Origin of the sequence: Paenibacillus sp. JGP012, from assembly GCF_014203995.1 — a bacterium.
Classification (GTDB): domain Bacteria; phylum Bacillota; class Bacilli; order Paenibacillales; family Paenibacillaceae; genus Paenibacillus; species Paenibacillus silvae.
The window spans coordinates 443,290-462,063 of sequence record NZ_JACHKG010000001.1; the positions used below are offsets into that span (position 1 = coordinate 443,290).

General features: G+C 45.0%; 23 protein-coding genes. All 23 read left to right on the forward strand.

The window, feature by feature from the left end; all coding sequences use genetic code 11:
* Window positions 1-938 precede the first annotated feature (938 nt).
* The 23 genes from flgB (at window position 939) to flhB (ending at window position 18,755) form a co-directional block, all read left to right on the forward strand.
* On the forward strand, window positions 939-1,346 hold the full coding sequence (flgB, locus tag HNR77_RS01945; protein ID WP_111270000.1) for a flagellar basal body rod protein FlgB: 408 nt from the start codon (window positions 939-941) through the stop codon (window positions 1,344-1,346).
* Between the two features lie 5 nt (window positions 1,347-1,351).
* Window positions 1,352-1,804, forward strand: a complete 453-nt coding sequence (flgC, locus tag HNR77_RS01950) for a flagellar basal body rod protein FlgC (RefSeq protein WP_184180249.1) — start codon at window positions 1,352-1,354, stop codon at window positions 1,802-1,804.
* Window positions 1,805-1,858: 54 nt separating this feature from the next.
* Complete coding sequence (gene fliE, locus HNR77_RS01955; RefSeq protein WP_110893165.1) at window positions 1,859-2,170, forward strand: flagellar hook-basal body complex protein FliE; 312 nt, start codon at window positions 1,859-1,861, stop codon at window positions 2,168-2,170.
* Window positions 2,171-2,301: 131 nt separating this feature from the next.
* Window positions 2,302-3,888, forward strand: coding sequence for a flagellar basal-body MS-ring/collar protein FliF (gene fliF / locus HNR77_RS01960; RefSeq protein WP_184180252.1), 1,587 nt, complete (start codon window positions 2,302-2,304; stop codon window positions 3,886-3,888).
* Between the two features lie 11 nt (window positions 3,889-3,899).
* A complete protein-coding gene (gene fliG / locus HNR77_RS01965) occupies window positions 3,900-4,916 on the forward strand; it encodes a flagellar motor switch protein FliG (RefSeq protein WP_145402788.1) in 1,017 nt (338 codons plus the stop codon).
* A complete protein-coding gene (locus HNR77_RS01970) occupies window positions 4,909-5,766 on the forward strand; it encodes a FliH/SctL family protein (RefSeq protein ID WP_184180255.1) in 858 nt (285 codons plus the stop codon). The genes fliG and HNR77_RS01970 overlap by 8 nt, the downstream gene beginning before the upstream one ends.
* Window positions 5,753-7,072 carry a flagellar protein export ATPase FliI gene (gene fliI, locus HNR77_RS01975; RefSeq protein WP_184180257.1) on the forward strand — a complete coding sequence of 440 codons (1,320 nt, stop codon included), beginning with the start codon at window positions 5,753-5,755 and terminating at the stop codon, window positions 7,070-7,072. The genes HNR77_RS01970 and fliI overlap by 14 nt, the downstream gene beginning before the upstream one ends.
* 11 nt (window positions 7,073-7,083) lie before the next feature.
* Window positions 7,084-7,536, forward strand: a complete 453-nt coding sequence (gene fliJ / locus HNR77_RS01980; RefSeq protein WP_184180260.1) for a flagellar export protein FliJ — start codon at window positions 7,084-7,086, stop codon at window positions 7,534-7,536.
* Window positions 7,537-7,581: 45 nt separating this feature from the next.
* Window positions 7,582-8,520: a MotE family protein gene (locus HNR77_RS01985; protein ID WP_289373938.1), complete on the forward strand. Its 939-nt coding sequence runs from the start codon at window positions 7,582-7,584 to the stop codon at window positions 8,518-8,520.
* Window positions 8,521-8,557: 37 nt separating this feature from the next.
* A complete protein-coding gene (locus tag HNR77_RS01990; RefSeq protein ID WP_184180262.1) occupies window positions 8,558-9,925 on the forward strand; it encodes a flagellar hook-length control protein FliK in 1,368 nt (455 codons plus the stop codon).
* A 19-nt stretch (window positions 9,926-9,944) separates the two neighbouring features.
* On the forward strand, window positions 9,945-10,499 hold the full coding sequence (locus tag HNR77_RS01995; protein WP_184180266.1) for a flagellar hook capping FlgD N-terminal domain-containing protein: 555 nt from the start codon (window positions 9,945-9,947) through the stop codon (window positions 10,497-10,499).
* Window positions 10,496-10,879, forward strand: coding sequence for a TIGR02530 family flagellar biosynthesis protein (locus tag HNR77_RS02000; protein ID WP_145402784.1), 384 nt, complete (start codon window positions 10,496-10,498; stop codon window positions 10,877-10,879). The genes HNR77_RS01995 and HNR77_RS02000 overlap by 4 nt, the downstream gene beginning before the upstream one ends.
* Window positions 10,880-10,961: 82 nt before the next feature.
* Window positions 10,962-11,777, forward strand: coding sequence for a flagellar basal body rod protein FlgG (flgG, locus tag HNR77_RS02005; RefSeq protein WP_111270010.1), 816 nt, complete (start codon window positions 10,962-10,964; stop codon window positions 11,775-11,777).
* Window positions 11,778-11,843: 66 nt separating this feature from the next.
* Window positions 11,844-12,065, forward strand: a complete 222-nt coding sequence (locus HNR77_RS02010; protein WP_056700597.1) for a flagellar FlbD family protein — start codon at window positions 11,844-11,846, stop codon at window positions 12,063-12,065.
* On the forward strand, window positions 12,065-12,526 hold the full coding sequence (locus tag HNR77_RS02015; RefSeq protein WP_111270011.1) for a flagellar basal body-associated FliL family protein: 462 nt from the start codon (window positions 12,065-12,067) through the stop codon (window positions 12,524-12,526). The genes HNR77_RS02010 and HNR77_RS02015 overlap by 1 nt, the downstream gene beginning before the upstream one ends.
* A gap of 39 nt (window positions 12,527-12,565) precedes the next feature.
* Window positions 12,566-13,564, forward strand: a complete 999-nt coding sequence (gene fliM, locus HNR77_RS02020; RefSeq protein WP_184180269.1) for a flagellar motor switch protein FliM — start codon at window positions 12,566-12,568, stop codon at window positions 13,562-13,564.
* Window positions 13,554-14,861, forward strand: a complete 1,308-nt coding sequence (fliY, locus tag HNR77_RS02025; RefSeq protein ID WP_184180272.1) for a flagellar motor switch phosphatase FliY — start codon at window positions 13,554-13,556, stop codon at window positions 14,859-14,861. Before fliM ends, fliY begins: the two co-directional genes overlap by 11 nt.
* 28 nt (window positions 14,862-14,889) lie before the next feature.
* On the forward strand, window positions 14,890-15,255 hold the full coding sequence (locus HNR77_RS02030; protein WP_090923862.1) for a response regulator: 366 nt from the start codon (window positions 14,890-14,892) through the stop codon (window positions 15,253-15,255).
* A gap of 11 nt (window positions 15,256-15,266) precedes the next feature.
* Complete coding sequence (locus tag HNR77_RS02035) at window positions 15,267-15,803, forward strand: flagellar biosynthetic protein FliO (protein ID WP_229729912.1); 537 nt, start codon at window positions 15,267-15,269, stop codon at window positions 15,801-15,803.
* A complete protein-coding gene (gene fliP / locus HNR77_RS02040) occupies window positions 15,800-16,555 on the forward strand; it encodes a flagellar type III secretion system pore protein FliP (RefSeq protein WP_184180275.1) in 756 nt (251 codons plus the stop codon). Before HNR77_RS02035 ends, fliP begins: the two co-directional genes overlap by 4 nt.
* A 25-nt stretch (window positions 16,556-16,580) precedes the next feature.
* A complete protein-coding gene (gene fliQ / locus HNR77_RS02045; protein WP_111270016.1) occupies window positions 16,581-16,850 on the forward strand; it encodes a flagellar biosynthesis protein FliQ in 270 nt (89 codons plus the stop codon).
* A gap of 10 nt (window positions 16,851-16,860) precedes the next feature.
* Window positions 16,861-17,649, forward strand: coding sequence for a flagellar biosynthetic protein FliR (fliR, locus tag HNR77_RS02050; RefSeq protein WP_145402780.1), 789 nt, complete (start codon window positions 16,861-16,863; stop codon window positions 17,647-17,649).
* Window positions 17,646-18,755 (forward strand): flagellar biosynthesis protein FlhB, encoded by a 1,110-nt coding sequence (gene flhB, locus HNR77_RS02055; protein ID WP_184180278.1) that lies wholly within the window; start codon window positions 17,646-17,648, stop codon window positions 18,753-18,755. Before fliR ends, flhB begins: the two co-directional genes overlap by 4 nt.
* Window positions 18,756-18,774: the final 19 nt, after the last annotated feature.

The following is an 18,774-nucleotide window of genomic DNA, read 5'->3' on the forward strand; positions in this document are numbered from 1 at the left end:
GTTAGCTAATGAGTATGTATCGGAACAGACATTTTCTAATTATCTGTGAACTCTTGCGGATGACATGGAGAAGGTCCTGTTTTTCGGTACATACTTTTTTATTTTTATGAATGACTAAATCTTTCTTGGAGATACACCGATATAAGAGATGTAACATATTGAATAGACTGAAAAGTAGGACTTGTGCCGCAGACTAATCAGGGCAAAGGGCAGAGGAATGGTGGTTTATTCACACAAAAACAAAACCATTCATTTCCATTAAAAGAATTTTAATTATTTAATTTGCATTTATTATTCATGCGAAGCATTGAAAAAACTTGCGCATTTACGCAAATTGTTGATTTGCGGAAAAATGAGAAGCGGCTAAATTTTTGCCAGACATCAATTAGAAACAGTAAATGTAATTGTTAAGAAAGTGTTGAGGAAGAAATGTAGATCAGACGATTATTCTATGAAGAAGGGTCAAGCGACGTAGAAGAAACTTCATTTGAGATACACTCTCTAGTAGCTCTAAACCCTAATATAGCGGTAAAAAATGCTAAAACCAACAAATAGTCAAGCTTCCGAAATGCATGTGATTACCTCTTGCTTCATGAGAAACAGCGAGTTACAGAATCACAATTATTTTAAAAATGTTTGAGCTTGTATTTCAACATTGTTAACACATTTTTGATTTGGGACTGAATATTTACGAAAAAATTCATAATTTACAGAAAACACACAAAAAGCCCTCTCTTTCAGAAAAGATAGGGCTTTTTTCTTATTGTAATATATCCCAATCTCGAAGAAACTTATGTTATACGACAACATCAGAGTTAATTCTACCAAAGTCCTAGAAAAACGTATAAAGACGAATGTTTTTGTCGAAAAAACATATAGCAATTTCGCGTAAAAAGATTCAATCTTTTACCATAAATTCTAAAGAGAGGAGGGATATCGTGAATCTTTTAAATGATATCAGTTTTAAAAGATTGCAAGGTGCACTCGATGCGTCGAACATCAGACAACGAACGATTGCTGACAACATCGCGAATGCCGATACCCCGTATTTCAAGCGCTCAGACGTTTCTTTTGAAGAAATGCTACAGGAACAGATGAACGGTGATCTGCCTGTTCTCAAAGGTAAAGTAACGGATCCAAGGCATTTTGTCATAGGTCCTTCCTCTTCTATACCAACGCCAGTAGTCAATATGGACCAGTCCACCTCCATGAATAACAACCAGAATAACGTGGATATTGATCGGGAAATGAGCCTTCTGGCGGACAATCAATTGCGTTACAACGCTTATATCCAGCAAGTCAACGAACAGATTAAAATGATGCGAATCGGCGTAGAAGGGAGATAACATCGTTGAATATTAGTAACAGTTTTGGAATCAGTGCTTCGGCCCTAACGGCTCAACGGTTACGAATGGACGTCATCTCATCCAACATAGCAAACGCGGAAACCACGCGCGCGAGCATGGTTAACGGGGTTGCAGTTCCTTATAAAAGGAAAATGGTTGTACTGGAGCCGAATAAAACGTCCTTTAGTACAATGCTGCAAAATCAGATGCGAGGTGGAGGAACGGGTGACGGTGTCAGAGTAACCGAAATTCGAGAAGATCAGTCACCACTCAAGCCAGTCTATGATCCTACTCATCCTGACGCAAACGCAGAAGGTTATGTCTATATGCCGAATGTGGATATTGCGAAGGAAATGGTCGATATGATCTCGGCTTCGCGTTCTTACGAGGCAAACGTTACAGCACTGAATTCAACCAAAGCGATGATTTCCAAAGCCTTGGAGATCGGTAGATCTTAATCTGTTGCATTTTTCGACAACCATTGAAACCAGGAGATAAGGGGAGGGACATTCATGATTCAGAATAATATGTTCAACATTCAAGGTGCCCAGCAGTTACAGATGAAAAGCACTGTTGAAAATAAACCTTCTACACCAGCCGAGAGCATTCAGAGCTTCGGTACATATTTACAAAATGCGTTAGGGTCTGTCGCTGCACAGGAGTCCCAAGCGCATGAAATGTCTAATCAATTTTTGATCGGCAAGGCGAATGTAGATCAGGTGATGATTGCTTCAGAACAAGCCTTGTTAAGTCTGCAGCTGACCTCTCAGGTTCGAAATAAAGTGGTTGAGGCTTATCAGGAAATTATGCGCACACAGTTATAAGAAACACTTGCGCAGACAATAGCGCTGATCATTACGACAAGCAGCTGCGATGCTGCTCCTCATACAGGCTAATGGAACGCTAAGGCCTTGTGGAAGGACAGACTAAGCAAAGTTTCGGATGGGGTGACAGAGTGAATGAGAGAATTGCCCAGTACAGAGACAAGGCATCACAGTACTGGAACAGCTTTAGCAAGAAGCAAAAAACATTATTTATTTCAACCTTCTTATTTCTGATTTTGGCAGCAGTCGTTCTGACCATGCAGTTATCCAAAACAGAATATGAAGTTGCGTTCACTGATTTAAATGCAAGCGATTCAGCTGGTGTAATCAATTATCTGAATTCTTCCAATATTCCTTACAAGCTCAGTGCGGATGGAAAGAGCATCTCTGTGCCCAGTACAGATGTAGCGCTGACGAAAGTTAATATCGGATCTCAAGGCATTATTCAAAATGGTTCGCTCGGTTATAAAGCATTTGAAAGTTCTTCATCGCCGATTGGTATGACAGATAAAGAGTTTGATGTGAAGTATAACAATGCATTAAACGGAGAAGTTGAAAAGCTTCTTGAGCGAATGCAGGGAATTCAGGATGCCAAAGTGCTTGTTAACATGCCGAAAGATAACATCTTTGCAGGTCTGGAAGAGCAGGACAAAGCCTCGGCTTCCGTAGCACTTCAGTTCAAACCCGGTTATCATCCGAACCAGGCAGCTGTAGACGGATACTTTAATTTGGTTAAAACGGCTGTCCCGAACCTGCCGATTGAAAATATCACCATCACCAACACGGATGAGGCTGAGCTCATTCCGACGGCTCGCGGTGGCAGTGGTGGGTTGTCATCTGAAGTTCAGGAAAATATGGCTCTACAGAAAAAGTTTGAAAGTGATGTGCGGAACAACGTTAAACAGTTCCTTTCTCAAATTGTAGGTGAGGACAAGGTTAACGTGCTCGTAGCCTCGAAACTGAATTTTGACAAGGTGACCAGCAAAGAAAATATGGTTACACCTGTGGATCAAGAGAACATGAAGGGCATCGAGATCAGCGTGCAGCAGATTCAAAAAAGCTATACAGGAGGAGCTACACCGTCCGGTGGTGTCGCAGGGACCGGTCAACAGGATGTTCCAGGTTATCCTTCCTCAGATACAAACAGCAATGGGAATTCAGAGGAATCATCCAGCACGATTAATTATGAAGTAAATCGAATTGCCAGAGATATCATTTCAAGCCCATATACTGTAAAAGATTTAACCATTAACGTCGCGGTTGAACCGCCTGCAGGACAAACCGAATTGCAGCAGCCGGTTCGTGATGCTATTGAAAATATTCTGGTGAATATCGTTCGTGCCTCATTGGCAGATTCAGGTACTACAATAACAGACGCAGATTTGACGAAAAAAGTTTCAGTCATGTCACAAGGGTTCGCAACGGCTGCTGATGCCAATAAAGGCTTCCAGCTGACACCTGCAATGATGTGGGGTGGCGGGGCGTTGATTGCAGCTTTGATTGCTACAGTCGTAATCCTGTTAGTGCGTCGTCGTCGTAAACAAAATGAAATTGAGGAAGAAGAGGATATTCCGCTTCCAGTAGCAACAGAGTTCCCGTCCATTACACTGGACAGTGTGACGAACGAAAGTCAAGTGCGCAAACAATTGGAGAGTTTGGCCAAGAAAAAGCCGGACGAATTCGTCAATCTGCTGCGTACGTGGCTGGCTGACGAATAGAGGTGAACACATTGGCAAAAGCAGGAAGTCAAACATTGACTGGAAGACAAAAAGCAGCAATCTTGTTAATTACGTTAGGTCCGGAAGTGTCAGCGCAAATCTTCAAGCATTTACGTGACGAGGAGATTGAGCAGCTAACATTGGAAATCGCCAATGTACGTAAGGTGGATGCTTCGGAGAAGGACCTGATCATGTCCGAGTTTCACCAGATTTGTTTGGCACAAGAGTATATCTCTCAAGGCGGTATTAACTATGCCAAAGAAATTTTGGAGAAGGCGCTCGGCTCGACCAAAGCGCTTGAAGTTATTAATCGGTTGACCGCTACACTACAAGTCAGACCGTTTGATTTTGCACGTAAAGCAGATCCGAACCAGATTTTGAACTTTATTCAGAATGAAAGTCCGCAAACGATCGCTCTTGTCTTGTCCTATTTGCAATTTGAGCAGGCCGCGGCGATTCTGTCTTCTCTACCTCAGGAGAAACAGGCTGAAGTCGCTCGCAGAGTAGCGGTTATGGACAGTACTTCGCCGGAAGTTATTTCACAGGTGGAACGTGTGCTGGAACAGAAACTATCATCAACAGTAACGCAGGATTACACGAATGCTGGTGGTATCGAATCCATCGTTCAGATTTTGAATGGTGTCGATCGGGGAACAGAACGTACCATTCTGGATTCCCTCGAGATTCAAGACCCGGAGCTGGCAGAAGAGATCAAAAAACGCATGTTCGTTTTCGAAGATATTGTCAATGTGGACGATCGTTCCATTCAACGTATTATCCGGGATATCGACAATGCCGATCTGCAGCTTGCACTCAAAGTGGCAAGCGAGGAAGTGCGGGAGGCTGTGTTCCGGAATATGTCGAAACGCATGTCCGAAACATTCAAGGAAGAGATGGAATTTATGGGGCCTGTACGGTTGCGTGATGTGGAGGAAGCTCAGACACGTATCGTAGGTACAATCCGCAGACTGGAAGAAGCCGGTGAGATCATTATCGCACGTGGCGGAGGAGATGATATCATTGTCTAATTTGATTAAATCTTTCCAGTACGTTCCTGTCGAAGACCATAAAAGGCTCGAAAATCATCATTATTACGGTAGTGAAGAAGAGTCTGGATTGGATGGGAGCGAAGCTGCAGTTTCCGAAGCAGAAGTGCTTCGTGCACGAGTGGATGAAGAGACAGAACGTCTTACTGCCGAGATGCTGGAGGATGCCAAGGAGTTTGCGGAAAAGCAGGTGCGTGACGCTTCAGAAGAAGCAGAACGAATGCTTCAGGAAGCCCGGGAACAGATTGATCGCTGGTGGCAGGAACAACGAGAGCAGGATGAGCATCTGACTGAGGCTCTGCGCTCTCAAGGTTTCCAGCAAGGGTTTGAAGAAGGAAGAGCACAAGCTGAAGTAGAGCTCCAGGTGAAGATCGAAGAGATGATGAGAGAAGCACAAGAGGTGCTTCAGGAAGCCTATGTTGCCAAAGATCAGATTATTCAGGAAGCAGAGCCTTTCCTTGTTGAACTTGCGTGCGGCATTGCGGAGAAAGTTATTGACAAGCAGCTGACGGTGGAGCCTGAACAAACACTCGAACTGATACGTCAGAGTTTATCAAGAAAAAGAGAACAGGGACAGATTACACTTTGTGTGGCGCCTGAACAGTTTTCTTTTGTACAAGCTGCACGGGAAGAACTGGCTCTCTCAATTGATTCGCAAGCAGAGCTGCAGATTCTGCCAGATGCAACGGTTAAGGATAAAGGATGTGTTATCCGTTCTGCCTTCGGGAGTGTTGATGCACGGATTGATACACAGCTTGCCGAGATAAAAAAAGAACTGATCCGCATAGCACTTGAGGATGAGGAGCGAAAACATCAACATGAAAGTTCTTAGTTCACAGCGTTATATGGAGCATCTGCGGCAATTTGATCCTGTTCGGATTAACGGCAAAGTAACTCAGGTGATAGGGCTGATGGTGGAGTCCGAAGGCCCTGATGCCAGCATCGGTGATGTATGTTACATCTACCCCGGAAAATCTGCCAAGCCGCTTCAGGCTGAGGTCGTGGGGTTTCGGGATAACAAAGTGCTGCTTATGCCGCTAGGGGAGCTTCAAGCAATCGGCCCCGGCTGTGACGTCGTAGGTACAGGGAAGCCGCTCGGAGTGCAGGTGGGCTCAGAGCTTCTCGGTAAAGTGCTGGATGGACTTGGACAGCCGCTTGATGGTTCGTTGCTACCTTCCAGAATGCCGATGTACTCTACCTCCAATACACCTGTAAATCCGATGGATCGTCCACGTGTACTTGAAACGATGAGTGTGGGTGTCCGGGCAATCGATGGTTTGCTAACGGTAGGCAAAGGGCAGCGGGTTGGTATTTTTGCCGGGTCAGGTGTTGGTAAAAGTACATTGATGGGCATGATTGCCCGGAATACCGCAGCGGATGTCAATGTGATTGCACTTGTCGGAGAACGTGGTCGTGAGGTGCGTGACTTTATTGAGCGGGATCTGGGACCGGAAGGTCTGGAGCGTTCTGTGGTCATTGTGGCAACATCAGATCAGCCTGCCTTGATCCGAATCAAGGGGGCCGTTATTGCAACAACGATTGCGGAATATTTCCGGGATCGGGGCATGAATGTCATGTTGATGATGGATTCTGTTACCCGCTATGCGATGGCGCAAAGAGAAGTGGGCCTGGCTGTAGGTGAACCGCCTGCAATGAGAGGATATACCCCTTCGGTATTCGCAAGTCTGCCCAAGCTGCTGGAACGTGCAGGCACAGGACCAACGGGTTCGATTACAGCATTTTATACTGTACTGGTTGACGGGGATGACATGAACGAGCCGATTGCAGACGCGGTGCGTGGAATATTGGATGGTCACATTGTGTTAAACCGTGCGATAGCCAATAAAGGACATTTTCCTGCAATAGATGTGCTTGCCAGCATCAGTCGTGTCATGAAGGATATAGCTCCTGAAGAACAGATTGAAGCGGTAAACAATATGAAACGTCTCATGGCCGTGTATAAGGAATCAGAAGATTTGATTAACATCGGTGCTTATCAGCGTGGATCAAATGCCGCAATAGATGAAGCGATGGACCAGATTGATCATATTTGGGAGTTTACGAAGCAGAAGGTTGATGAAAAGACAACGTTGAGTGAGGTACAGGAGCGGTTGATTCTAGAGTTTGCAAGGAGATGAATGGGTAAACGATGAAATTTCGATATCATTTCCAGAAGGTTGTTGACCTGAAGAGCAATGAGAAGACACAGGCAGAGTGGATGTTATCTTCGGCTATTGGTAAATTGCAGACGGAAGAAGAACATCTGATGCAATTAATCAATGATCGGAACAGTCTGATGGAAATTATTCAATCTTCTGCAGAGAGTTGTGCATCAGCATCCAGTTTACAGGAGCTGCAGCGTTATGCATATCACCTGGACGAATGTATCTCACGAAAGAGCAGTGATGTCAAGCATGCTCAGGTTAATGTGCAGCGGAATCAGACCTTTCTGAATGGAAAGGTAATAGACGAAAAAGTGTGGCTTGGAGCGAGAGATAAGGCCAAAATCAGATTTCAGCAGGAGATGCTCCTCCGGGAACAGAACGATCTGGACGAGATGGCTACTGTACGCTTCGCTGCCAAGGCCGGACGCGCGAACTGATATGTGAGCCGGACGCGAAGTTGTCTCGTGAAGGAGGAATAAACGGTGGCTGTAAACGACACTGATATGGAAAAAGAGTCCGGGAATGGATGGGAAAAGTTTCTCATGATTTCCATTCCAATTGTATTTACCGTTGTACTGCTAGGTGTACTGCTTACCCTGTTTAATGTAGATATTCGGAATAATGCACTTGAACTTGCCCAGAAAATTCCTTTTGTAAAGAACTGGGTGCCTGATCCGGTGCTGGACCCCGAGAAGGAAAAGCTGAAAAGCTCGGAAAAGCAGGTAGAAAGCGCTGAAGCAACGATTGAGAAGCTGAAGTCTCAAGTTACGGCCAAAGATGCAGAGATCAAAGCAGCCAAAGAAGCAGCAGCCGCCGAAACACAGAAAACGGCTGATTTGCAAAAAAAACTGGATGATGCCCAAAAGGCTGCTGAAACGGCGGCAACGGCACAGCCGGAAACGGAAAGTGATTATCAGAAGCAAATTAAAAGTTTGGCCAAAATGTATGCGGATATGAGTCCAAGTAAAGCTGCGCCGATTTTGCAAAATATGACGAATGAAGAAATGGTGCTGATGTTAAGTGCGATGCAGTCCACGGCACGCACGAAGGTGCTGGAGAAAATGGACCCGAAAACCGCTGCAGATGTGACGATGATGATGAAGGATGCGAAACCTTCAGGGGATCTGGCAGTGGATGCATTGCAATCCCGATTGAAAAAGGAAACTGCAGCCGCATCTACAACAACAGCGACGAACAGCAAAAATCTGGACAAAAACCAGTTAAGTCAGACCTTTGCCTCCATGTCTGCGTCCAGTGGTGCCAAGTTGTTACTGGAAACCTACAAAATAAGTCCAGACAAAACACTGACAATACTGAATTCAGTTAATGATGCAACTCGTTCACAATTGCTGGAAAATATGTCCAAGGAAGATTCGGTCGAGACAGCTAAAGTTTTGAATCGGCTGATGGGCAATAAATAACGGTAGAATCTGAACGGTAAAGGAGGGAGGTGAAAAAATGTCACTTGTATTTCAAATGAACTCCACAGCTTCAGCCGGGAAAGCTTCTGGTTCAACTCAAGCGTCTGGTGCACAGTCCAAAGATGCTGCTACAACTGGTGGCGAGTTTCTGCAGACGCTAGCACAATCATTGGCTGGGGCAGGGGGGAATGGTCAAGGCACCGATCCTGCAAATGGAGCGGCAAGTCAGACGGCTAATCCGCTTGTGTTTACTTTTGCTTCCGAAAATGAAGGAGAAGACTCTTCTTTAAATGAGACATTGAGTTCCTTGTTTGCGGATACAGACAAACTGGATTTGAGTGATAAGCTGAAGAAACTTTTTGGTGATCTGGATGCATTGGAAGAAGCTTTGGAAAATGATCCAGCCTTGCTTGAAGGTCTTCAAACGTTAATTCAGCAGTTGTACGCCCTGTTAAACAATAACTCGAACAGCAAGCAGCAAGGTTCTTCGAACGATAATGCTGAGGATCAGGCTAATGCGGTTAAGTCTGCATCAGCTATGGAGCTCTCTCAGCATCCAGCAGCTGTACGTTTTGTCCTTCAGGACTTGCTGACTCAGCTCGCAGCGGAGGTCAAGAAACCAGATCGTTCATTCTTGCAATCTGCTCCTGAATTCAAACAACTGCTACAAGAGCTGCAAGCTCAATTGAAACAGGCGGGTGTTGAAACCGATGGTAAAAAAGGCTGGGCTGAACTCAGAACGATTTTGGATACATTCAGTGCAGCGAAAGATCAGCCTGTTCAAACGGTAAATACGGCTAGGACGGATTCAGTTCAGACTTCTGATGCGGACGTACAGAATCATAACACCTCTATCGTAACCGCTGGAGAGCTGTCCTTACGCAGCTCAGGTACAGCTGCAGGCAAACCGGCAGAACCTGTTATGCAAGCATCCCTTTTTGCTAAAGAAATGACAAAATTTGTGGTAAACAAACTGGATGTTGTGCAGCAAAAAGGATTTTCCGAGGCTACGATCTCACTTCGGCCTGAGCATTTGGGCAAATTGGATGTGCAGATTACGTTGCAAAACGGACAATTGGTTGCACGCTTTATGACAGAGCATGTGATGGCCAAAGATATGCTGGAGCAACAGATGATGCAGCTGCGTTCATCGTTACAATCTCAGGGAATTCAAGTAGAACGGCTTGAAGTAACCCAGAACAGCTCGCTTGGATCAGAGATGTATCAGGATGGTGGACGTCAACAAGGAAGTCAGTCTCAACAGCAACGGCGTTCCCGTGAACGTGGAGAGCAGAACGATGAAGCTGTAACAGCAGCAAGCCTTCAGGAGGAGCTGCGCAACTGGCGTAGTGAGCAAGTGGAGGACGGCGATATTAAACGTGATTCATTCAGTGCAGAGGCTTAAACAGGAATGAGGTGAATCTATGGCAAATGAATCTATTTCTACAAATAATGTTTGGCCCAATTACTCGGCTGCCAACAAAGCGACAACAAATCCTGCAACGAAAGAGCTTGGTAAGGATCAGTTTCTCAAAATTTTGATTACCCAGCTGCAGAATCAGGACCCGATGCAACCGATGGAAGACAAAGAGTTCATAGCCCAAATGGCTCAGTTCAGTTCCGTGGAACAACTGGTGAATATCTCGTCTCAGCTTAAAACGTTAAATCAGTCACTTGGAGCTGTATCCGGTATGATTGGCATGGAGATCAGCTGGCTTTCTGCGGATAAAGCTGACAGCGGTACACTTCGTCAAGGAATTGTTGACTCGATTATTGTGCGAGACGGTGTACAGTATGCCCAGGTAGGCAAGGATGAGATCAAGCTGGATGAGATCATTCAGGTGAATCGTGCAAAGCAGGCTGACGAGGATGAAACCTCTGTGCAGAATGTACAGAATGATGCCGGGAATTCAAATGATGCTAATGGTACAGCTGGCAACGAGACGCAAAATGCCGCGGATCGTGAGCAAACGATATGAGTGATCGCATAACCGTTGGACAAATGTACACAGGACCGGTTACTCCAGGGGTGCTTCGTAAACCACGAACGGGAGAGACAGAGAATGCTCCTGCTAAGCCTTTCGCAGAAGTCCTGGAAAGTAATCTGCTTAAACTCAGTAATCACGCGGCTAAACGATTGGAACAGCGTGGGATTGAATTGAAGTCGGAACAGATGAAACAGATTGGAACAGCGCTGGACAAGGCTGCTGCCAAAGGAGCCAAAGAATCTTTGATTTTGATGCAGGATATGGCTTTTATCGTTAATGTCAAAAATCGAACCGTAGTTACAGCGATGGACAGTGAAAGCATGAGGGATAACGTTTTTACTCAGATCGATAGTGCCGTAATTATTTCTTAACCGGCTGGCCCTTCTCGGGAGCCGGAATGCCGCTGACCGATTGACGCGGTAAACCAAATTAAGGCTGGGAGGATTTTATAAAATGTTGAAATCGATGTACTCAGGCGTTTCCGGGATGCGGGGTTTTCAAACAAAACTCGATGTCATTGGTAATAATATCGCCAACGTAAATACCGTTGGATTTAAGGGAAGCCGAGTGATGTTCAAAGACATTATGAGCCAAACGACTTCTGGTGTAACTGCTCCGACTGATACAAATGGCGGTGTCAATGCAAAACAAATCGGTCTAGGTGTCTCTGTAGGTTCCATCGATACATTACACTTGGCAGGCAGCCCAATGACTACAAATAATCCAACCGACCTGCGGATTAACGGAGATGGATTTTTTCTGGTTCGTCTGAGTGAAGACCAAGAAGTACCTTACTTGACTCGTGCAGGCGATTTCCATGTGGATTCAGCCCGCAACCTGGTCACTTCTGACGGATTATTTGTACTGGATAGTGGGGGAGGAAACATAACGCTTGGAGATGATGTTGTTTCGTTTACGATTGGACAGGACGGAACAATTAACCAGACGATGGCTGATGGGACAACCGAAGCAGGTGTCCAACTGGGTATTGGTAAAGTGGTTAACCCTTCGGGATTGGAAAAAATCGGCGGAAACCTGTACCGTATGACAGCGAATGCCAATCCTGATGGAGAACTTGAGCCAGTGACTGCAAACAGTACGGAGAATGGAACAGGAGCAATCATTGCAGGTCAGCTTGAGATGTCAAATGTAGATTTGACAAGTGAGTTTACCGAAATGATCGTGGCACAGCGTGGATTTCAGGCTAACTCCCGGATTATTACAACGTCTGATGAAGTGCTTCAAGAAGTTGTTAACCTGAAACGTTAATAACGGATTAATAATTTTATAATGGTGGAGGAGCATGCTCCTCCACTCTGATTGAGGGGGCTTAGCATGATTTCGGTTACGCGGTTAAATGGTTCTCCCATGTGGTTAAATGCGCTGATGGTCGAGATTGTAGAAGAGACGCCGGACACGTATATTACTCTGGTAACAGGAAAACGACTGATTGTGCTTGAAAAAGCCGATGAAGTGATTTCCAAGATCAAAGAATACAACCGTGAAATTGGAGTGCAGGCGGCCACGATTAAAGTGCAGCAAACGGAGGAGTCCTGATGAAAAAGATGATGCCCTGGATTGCAACTGCATTGCTTGCAATCACACTCATTGTGGTCGTAGTTTTTGTGTTGATGAAGTTACAGCCAGACAAGAACGACAATACACATACAGCAGCGGCTGCTGAAGAAAAAAAGATGACTGCGGATGAAATCGTAGAAGTATCGTCAGAGCTTCCACAAATTAAAACGAATCTGGCTGATCCTGATCGTATTATTATGGTAAGTTTCTCATTCAGGTTATCTGATAAAACAGCCAAAGAAGATTTTGATAAAATTCAAAGCATTACGGTGAAGCCCATTATCATTCAGGCACTTGCTGACACCAAGGCTGAGGAATTGAATACGGCCAAAGGTATGAAACAATTTAATGAGAAGTTGACAGGCCTAATTAATGAGGCGTTGCCTGAGCCAAACTTGAAAAGCACCAGCATTTCAGACATTGTTATTGCACCAATGTAATGAACAGAACACGCTGTAGACATGTAAGGGGGTGAGGACATGGTGGATGTATTATCACAGAATGAGATTGACGCCCTTTTAGCAGCCCTTTCTTCAGGTGAAATGGACGCAGAGGAACTGAAAAAGGAAGAGACTCAGAAGAAAATCAGATCCTATGATTTTAAGCGGGCAGTGCGTTTCTCCAAAGATCACATTCGAAGCCTGACTCGTATACACGAGAACTTTGCGCGCTTTCTCACCACTTATTTTTCGGCCCAGCTGCGGACGTTCGTTCAGATCAATGTCGTTCAGGTAGAACAGTTGCCTTATGATGAGTTTATTCGTTCTATTCCCAAAATGACGATTTTGAACATTTTCGAAGCAGAGCCATTGCAGGGGAGAATGGTGATGGAGGTCCATCCCAACGTGGGTTATGCGATGCTGGATCGTCTTCTGGGCGGTACAGGTAATGCTCCAACCAAAATTGCCAGCATGACGGAGATTGAAACGACGATTATGGAGCGTATATTCAGCCGGGCCTTCGAGAGTTTGCAGGAAGCGTGGAAAACGGTACTGGATATTTCGCCAAGACTGGAAGCGCTGGAGACCAATCCGCAGTTTATGCAGATTGTGTCGCCCAATGAGACGATTGCGTTAATCTCGCTTAGCACCAAAATTGGTGACACCACGGGCATGATCAATTTGTGTATACCACATGTCGTTCTTGAGCCTATTATGTCCCGGTTATCAACACATCAGTGGTTTGTTTCGGAGAAGAAAACGAGAGCTCCGGAAGAATACGATGCGTTGAAAACACGTGTGAATAAAGCCAAATTACCGATTGTAGCCGAGCTTGGCGAATCCAGAATTTCGATTGCTGAATTTTTAGGATTATCGGTTGGCGATGTCATCACACTGAATAAACCGGTAGAAGAAGGGCTTTCCATCAAAGTTGGTGACAGACTGAAGTATCTCGGAAGTCCAGGAACCATAAAGGATCGTGTGGCTGTACAAATAGATCAAATTGTCACCGAAGGAGTTGAAGAATTTGACGAGTAAGGATTATTTATCCCAGGAAGAGATCGACGCTTTGCTAAGGCAGTCTGAATCCTTAACCAGTTCCGAACCTGTTCAGAAGACAGTAGATGATTTTCTGACAGAGCTCGAACAGGATGCCTTGGGGGAGATCGGTAACATTACATTTGGCAGTGCTGCCACAGCGTTATCCACGCTGCTGGGCCTCAAGGTAGATATTACAACACCTAAAGTATCGATTATTAGCCGGACACAGTTTGAAGAAGCTTTTCCTAAACCGCATGTTGCTGTTCATGTGAACTACGTTGATGGATTCGAGGGTATTAACTCTTTGGTTATTAAAAAGAGAGATGCGCAAATTATTGCCGACCTAATGCTGGGCGGTGAAGGGAATCCGGCCGACGAAGAGCTCAATGAAATTCATATCAGTGCGGTCCAGGAAGCGATGAATCAGATGATGGGATCTTCTGCTACATCGATGTCGACCATCTTTAACCGGTTTGTTAATATTTCGCCTCCAGGGATCGATATTCTCAACTTGGAAAGTGGAGAGGGCGTTACCAATCTGCCGCCAGATGAAACACTTATTCAAGTTTCGTTTCGTCTGTTAGTAGGGGATCTGATAGATTCAAATCTGATGCAGCTTCTCCCTGTACCTTTTGCTAAAAATATGGTGGATATGTTAATAGGAGGAGCTCAAGAATCTACAGCCAGTGCACCTGTGGCCTCAACTCCTGAGCCTGCACCTGCGCCAGCTGCGCCACCGGCTCCAACACCGCCGCCGGTTATGGAACAGCCGCCAGTTCAGCAGCAGACGCCTCCACAGGCACCACAGCAGCCTGTTCCGGACTACGGTGGATATGAACAAGCGCCGATGGGGATGCCTCAAGGCATGCCGCCACAGCAGCCATACGGGATGCCACCGCAACAACCATATGGGATGCCTCCGCAGCAACCTTATGGTGTTCCTCAACATTATGGCGGTGTACCAAATAGGAATGTGAATGTACAGCCTGTTCAATTTGCGAATTTCCAAAATGGGTCTTATGGTCAGGTTGACGAGAACAATTTGAATTTATTGATGGACATTCCCCTTAAAGTCACCGTAGAATTAGGAAGGACCCAGAAGCAAATTAAAGATATTTTGGAATTATCACAAGGTTCGATTGTCGAACTGGATAAGTTAGCGGGAGAACCTGTCGATATTTTGGTCAATAACAAATTGATCGCCAAGGGAGAAGTCGTTGTTATCGATGAGAACTTTGGTGTTCGTGTTATAGATATCGTAAGCCAATGGGACCGAATTCAAAAATTACAATAAGCACAATTTAGGGAGGACTTGAATCAAGATGGCAAACCGAATTTTAGTCGTAGACGACGCTGCATTTATGAGAATGATGATCCGGGACATTTTGTCCAAAAACGGGTATGAGGTTGTTGGAGAAGCACCGGATGGCGCACAAGCCGTTGAAAAGTTTAAAGAGCTTCGTCCTGACCTGATCACAATGGACATTACGATGCCTGAGATGGATGGAATTGCTGCACTGAAAGAGATCAAAAAAATTGATGCGAATGCAAAAGTAATTATGTGTTCTGCGATGGGGCAGCAAGCAATGGTTATTGATGCAATTCAGGCTGGTGCAAAAGACTTCATCGTTAAACCGTTCCAGTCTGACCGGGTTATTGAAGCGATCAGCAAAACACTGGGCGCTTAACAAACATGATGATGGCTCTGGGTGATTCTCCAGAACCAGCTGGCGCAGGAATCAATTACTATCTACAGCTTGTATGGGTGATTGTTGTCCTGGCCGTCATCCTGGTTCTGATTGTGTATTTGATCCGATTCCTGAATAAACGGAATCAGCAATGGTTCAGAAGCGGAACGATTCGTATTATGGGCGGGGTCGGTCTGGGACAAAACAAGTCGCTGCAAATTATCGAGATTGGCGGAAACGTTTATCTGATTGGAGTGGGCGAAAACATACAGCTGCTGGATAAAGTTTCGGATGTGGAAGAAGCGCAGCGAATTATCGATTCCTTTGCACAGGATGCTGCTGCACAGCAAGGGAGCCTCTCGCCTATCATTGCCAAACTAGCGAAACGTCTTCGTAAGGAAGAGCCGCCTCGGGAAATGGAAATTGAGGACACCGCTTCTTTTCATGAGATGTTTGAATCCAAACTTCGGCAGATGCCTAACCGTAAAGAGAAGATGGAGAAGCTCCTGGATCATGACAATACTACAGATCGGTCGAGGGATTCATGAAGAAAAAGATTTGGTTAGCGTGTTGTTTCATAGGACTTATCAGTCTGGCATCCGTCACGGTGGCTTTTGCCGAGCCGATTCCGAACATTGATATCCAGATCGGGAACGGTGATGGCAGTACGCCAGGTACAAGCTCATTATCTATTATTTTATTAATTACCGTGCTTAGCATCGCACCTGCTTTGCTGGTGCTGATGACAAGTTTTACACGAATTGTTATCGTGCTTGGCTTTGTGCGGACCTCACTTGGAACACAACAGATGCCTCCGAATCAGGTAATGGTTGGTCTTGCACTTTTTCTGACACTTTTCATCATGTCGCCTACGATATCCTCTATAAATCAGGTTGCACTGCAGCCTTATCTTAAAGGGGATTTGACACAAACAGAGGCGCTGGAAAAAGCAGCAGATCCGATAAAGAAATTTATGTTTACGCACACGCGTGAAAAGGATCTCCTGCTGTTTATGAAATACAATCAGACAGAGAAGCCCAATTCCTATCAGGATATTCCGATAACCGTGATGGTGCCGGCGTATGCAATCAGTGAGCTCAAGACAGCCTTCCAGATGGGGTTTATGATTTTCATTCCGTTTCTGGTAATTGATATTGTTGTGGCGAGTACACTCATGGCTATGGGTATGATGATGCTTCCACCGGTCATGATTTCATTACCTTTCAAAATACTGCTCTTTGTGCTGGTAGACGGATGGTATCTGGTAGTCAAGTCACTGTTGCTAAGTTTTAACACTTGAACCGGAGAGTTAAAGGAGGACGGTCATGACTTCGGAATTTATTATCGGTCTGGCCGGAAAAGCAGTATACACGTCATTGCTGGCCAGTGCACCTATGCTTATACTAGCTCTGGTTGTAGGACTAATCATTAGTATTTTCCAAGCTACAACTCAAATTCAGGAGCAGACGCTGGCGTTTGTGCCAAAAATTATCGCTGTACTGCTGGCGGTACTTTTGTTTGGTCCCTGGATATTGAATATACTCGTCGATTTTACGTACAACATACTCGATAATTTATACAGATACATAGGGTAGGCTTTAGCCAATGGAGACATTGCTGCAAAGTTTCCCTGTCGCTCTGCTTATGTTTTGTCGAATAGCATCATTTTTTGTAACTGCACCTGTCTTTTCTGCTCGAAATGTACCTGCATCGTTTAAGGTAGGTATTTCTGCCTTTGTTACGTTGACGGTATACATGACTTTTGGCATACACCAGACGGTTCCGACGGATTTGAGCTACATTTTGCTGATCATCAGAGAGGTCCTTATAGGTTTGCTTCTCGGATTTACAGCTTATCTTCTGATGACGGCTGTACAGACAGCGGGAACTTTTATTGATCTTCAGATTGGTTTCGGTATGGCAAATGTATACGATCCGATGACTGGAGCTTCTGCGCCGCTCACGGGTAACCTGAAATACGCTTTTGCTATTCTTCTGTTTTTTACCATGAATGGCCACCATTATTTGCTTGATGGAATTGTATACAGTTATCGTTGGATTCCACTGTCTAATGCTTTCTATATTAGACTGGCGGACGGAAGTATAGCTGAATTTCTTGTCAAAGCCGTGGGAGAATCATTTATGTTGGCTTTCCAAATGGCAGCTCCTATCGTTGTAGCGTTATTTTTAACAGATGTGGGGCTGGGTTTCCTAGCCAAAACGGCTCCTCAATTTAACGTATTTGCTGTGGGAATGCCACTTAAAGTTCTTGTAGGTCTGGCCATTTTGCTTTTGTTAGTTCCTAGCTTTGGTTTTGTGTTTGGTCAATTGTTTGAAGCGATATTCAAATCCATGGAGAAACTGCTTGGCACCATCGGGCAAAGGCCGGGATGAGGGGAATGGAGGGGAAGACCAGCATGAAGCTTCAACTTGACCTCCAGTTGTTTTCCGGAGAGAAAACGGAAAAAGCTACCCCTAAGAAAAGGCAGGATGCTCGTAAAAAGGGACAAGTTGTCAAGAGTGCAGAAATTTCAGGTGCTTCCATTCTTCTATTAACGTTTCTGACTCTGATGATCTTTAGTGGTTTTTACAAGGATCGCATCGTTCGATTATTTACGGATATTTTCATGAACCGATTGAGCATGGAAGTAAACAGTGAAAATGTGATGGCTCTAATGATGAGATACGGCATAGAAGTTATGTTGCTGCTGGCCCCTGTGCTGCTTGTAGCCTATATTGCCGCTTTGATAGTGAATTATATGCAGGTAGGTTTTCTCCTTGTAGGTGAGGGATTGAAGCCAAAGTTGGAGAAGTTAGATCCGATCAAAGGGTTTAAAAACATATTTTCAATGCGTTCATTGGTGGAATTTGCTAAGTCAGTGTTGAAAATGACGATTATTGGTTATTTGGTTTACAGTACCATTATCCAATATAAGTCGGATATAGCGGCACTTTCTCATTTTTCCCTTGATGCTATTCTTCATTTCGCCGCTTCAATAACCTTGAACCTCGGTGTTAAAATTGCTGTTGCTTTAATGGTATTGGCTATTTTTGACTACATCTACCAAAAGTATGATCATGAAAAAAAACTACGTATGTCCAAGCAAGATATCAAGGACGAGTACAAGAAAATGGAAGGCGATCCGCTGATCAAAGGTAAAATCCGGGAGCGTCAGCGTCGTATGGCTATGCAGCGTATGATGCAGGAAGTACCGAATGCAGACGTAATCATCACGAACCCGACTCACTTTGCCGTAGCGCTGAAGTATGAAGGGTCTGAGATGGAGGCTCCGCAAATTATTGCGAAAGGTCAGGATTACGTTGCCCTGCGTATCAAAGAAATTGCTAAAGAGCACGGTGTGATTACGATGGAAAACAAACCGCTGGCACGGGCATTGTTCCAGAGAGCCGAGATTGGCGACGCCATACCGGCCGATTTGTTTCAAGCGGTAGCTGAAGTGCTGGCTTACGTATATAAATTAAAGGGCAGAGTGAAATAAAAGGGATCGGAGGCCGTAC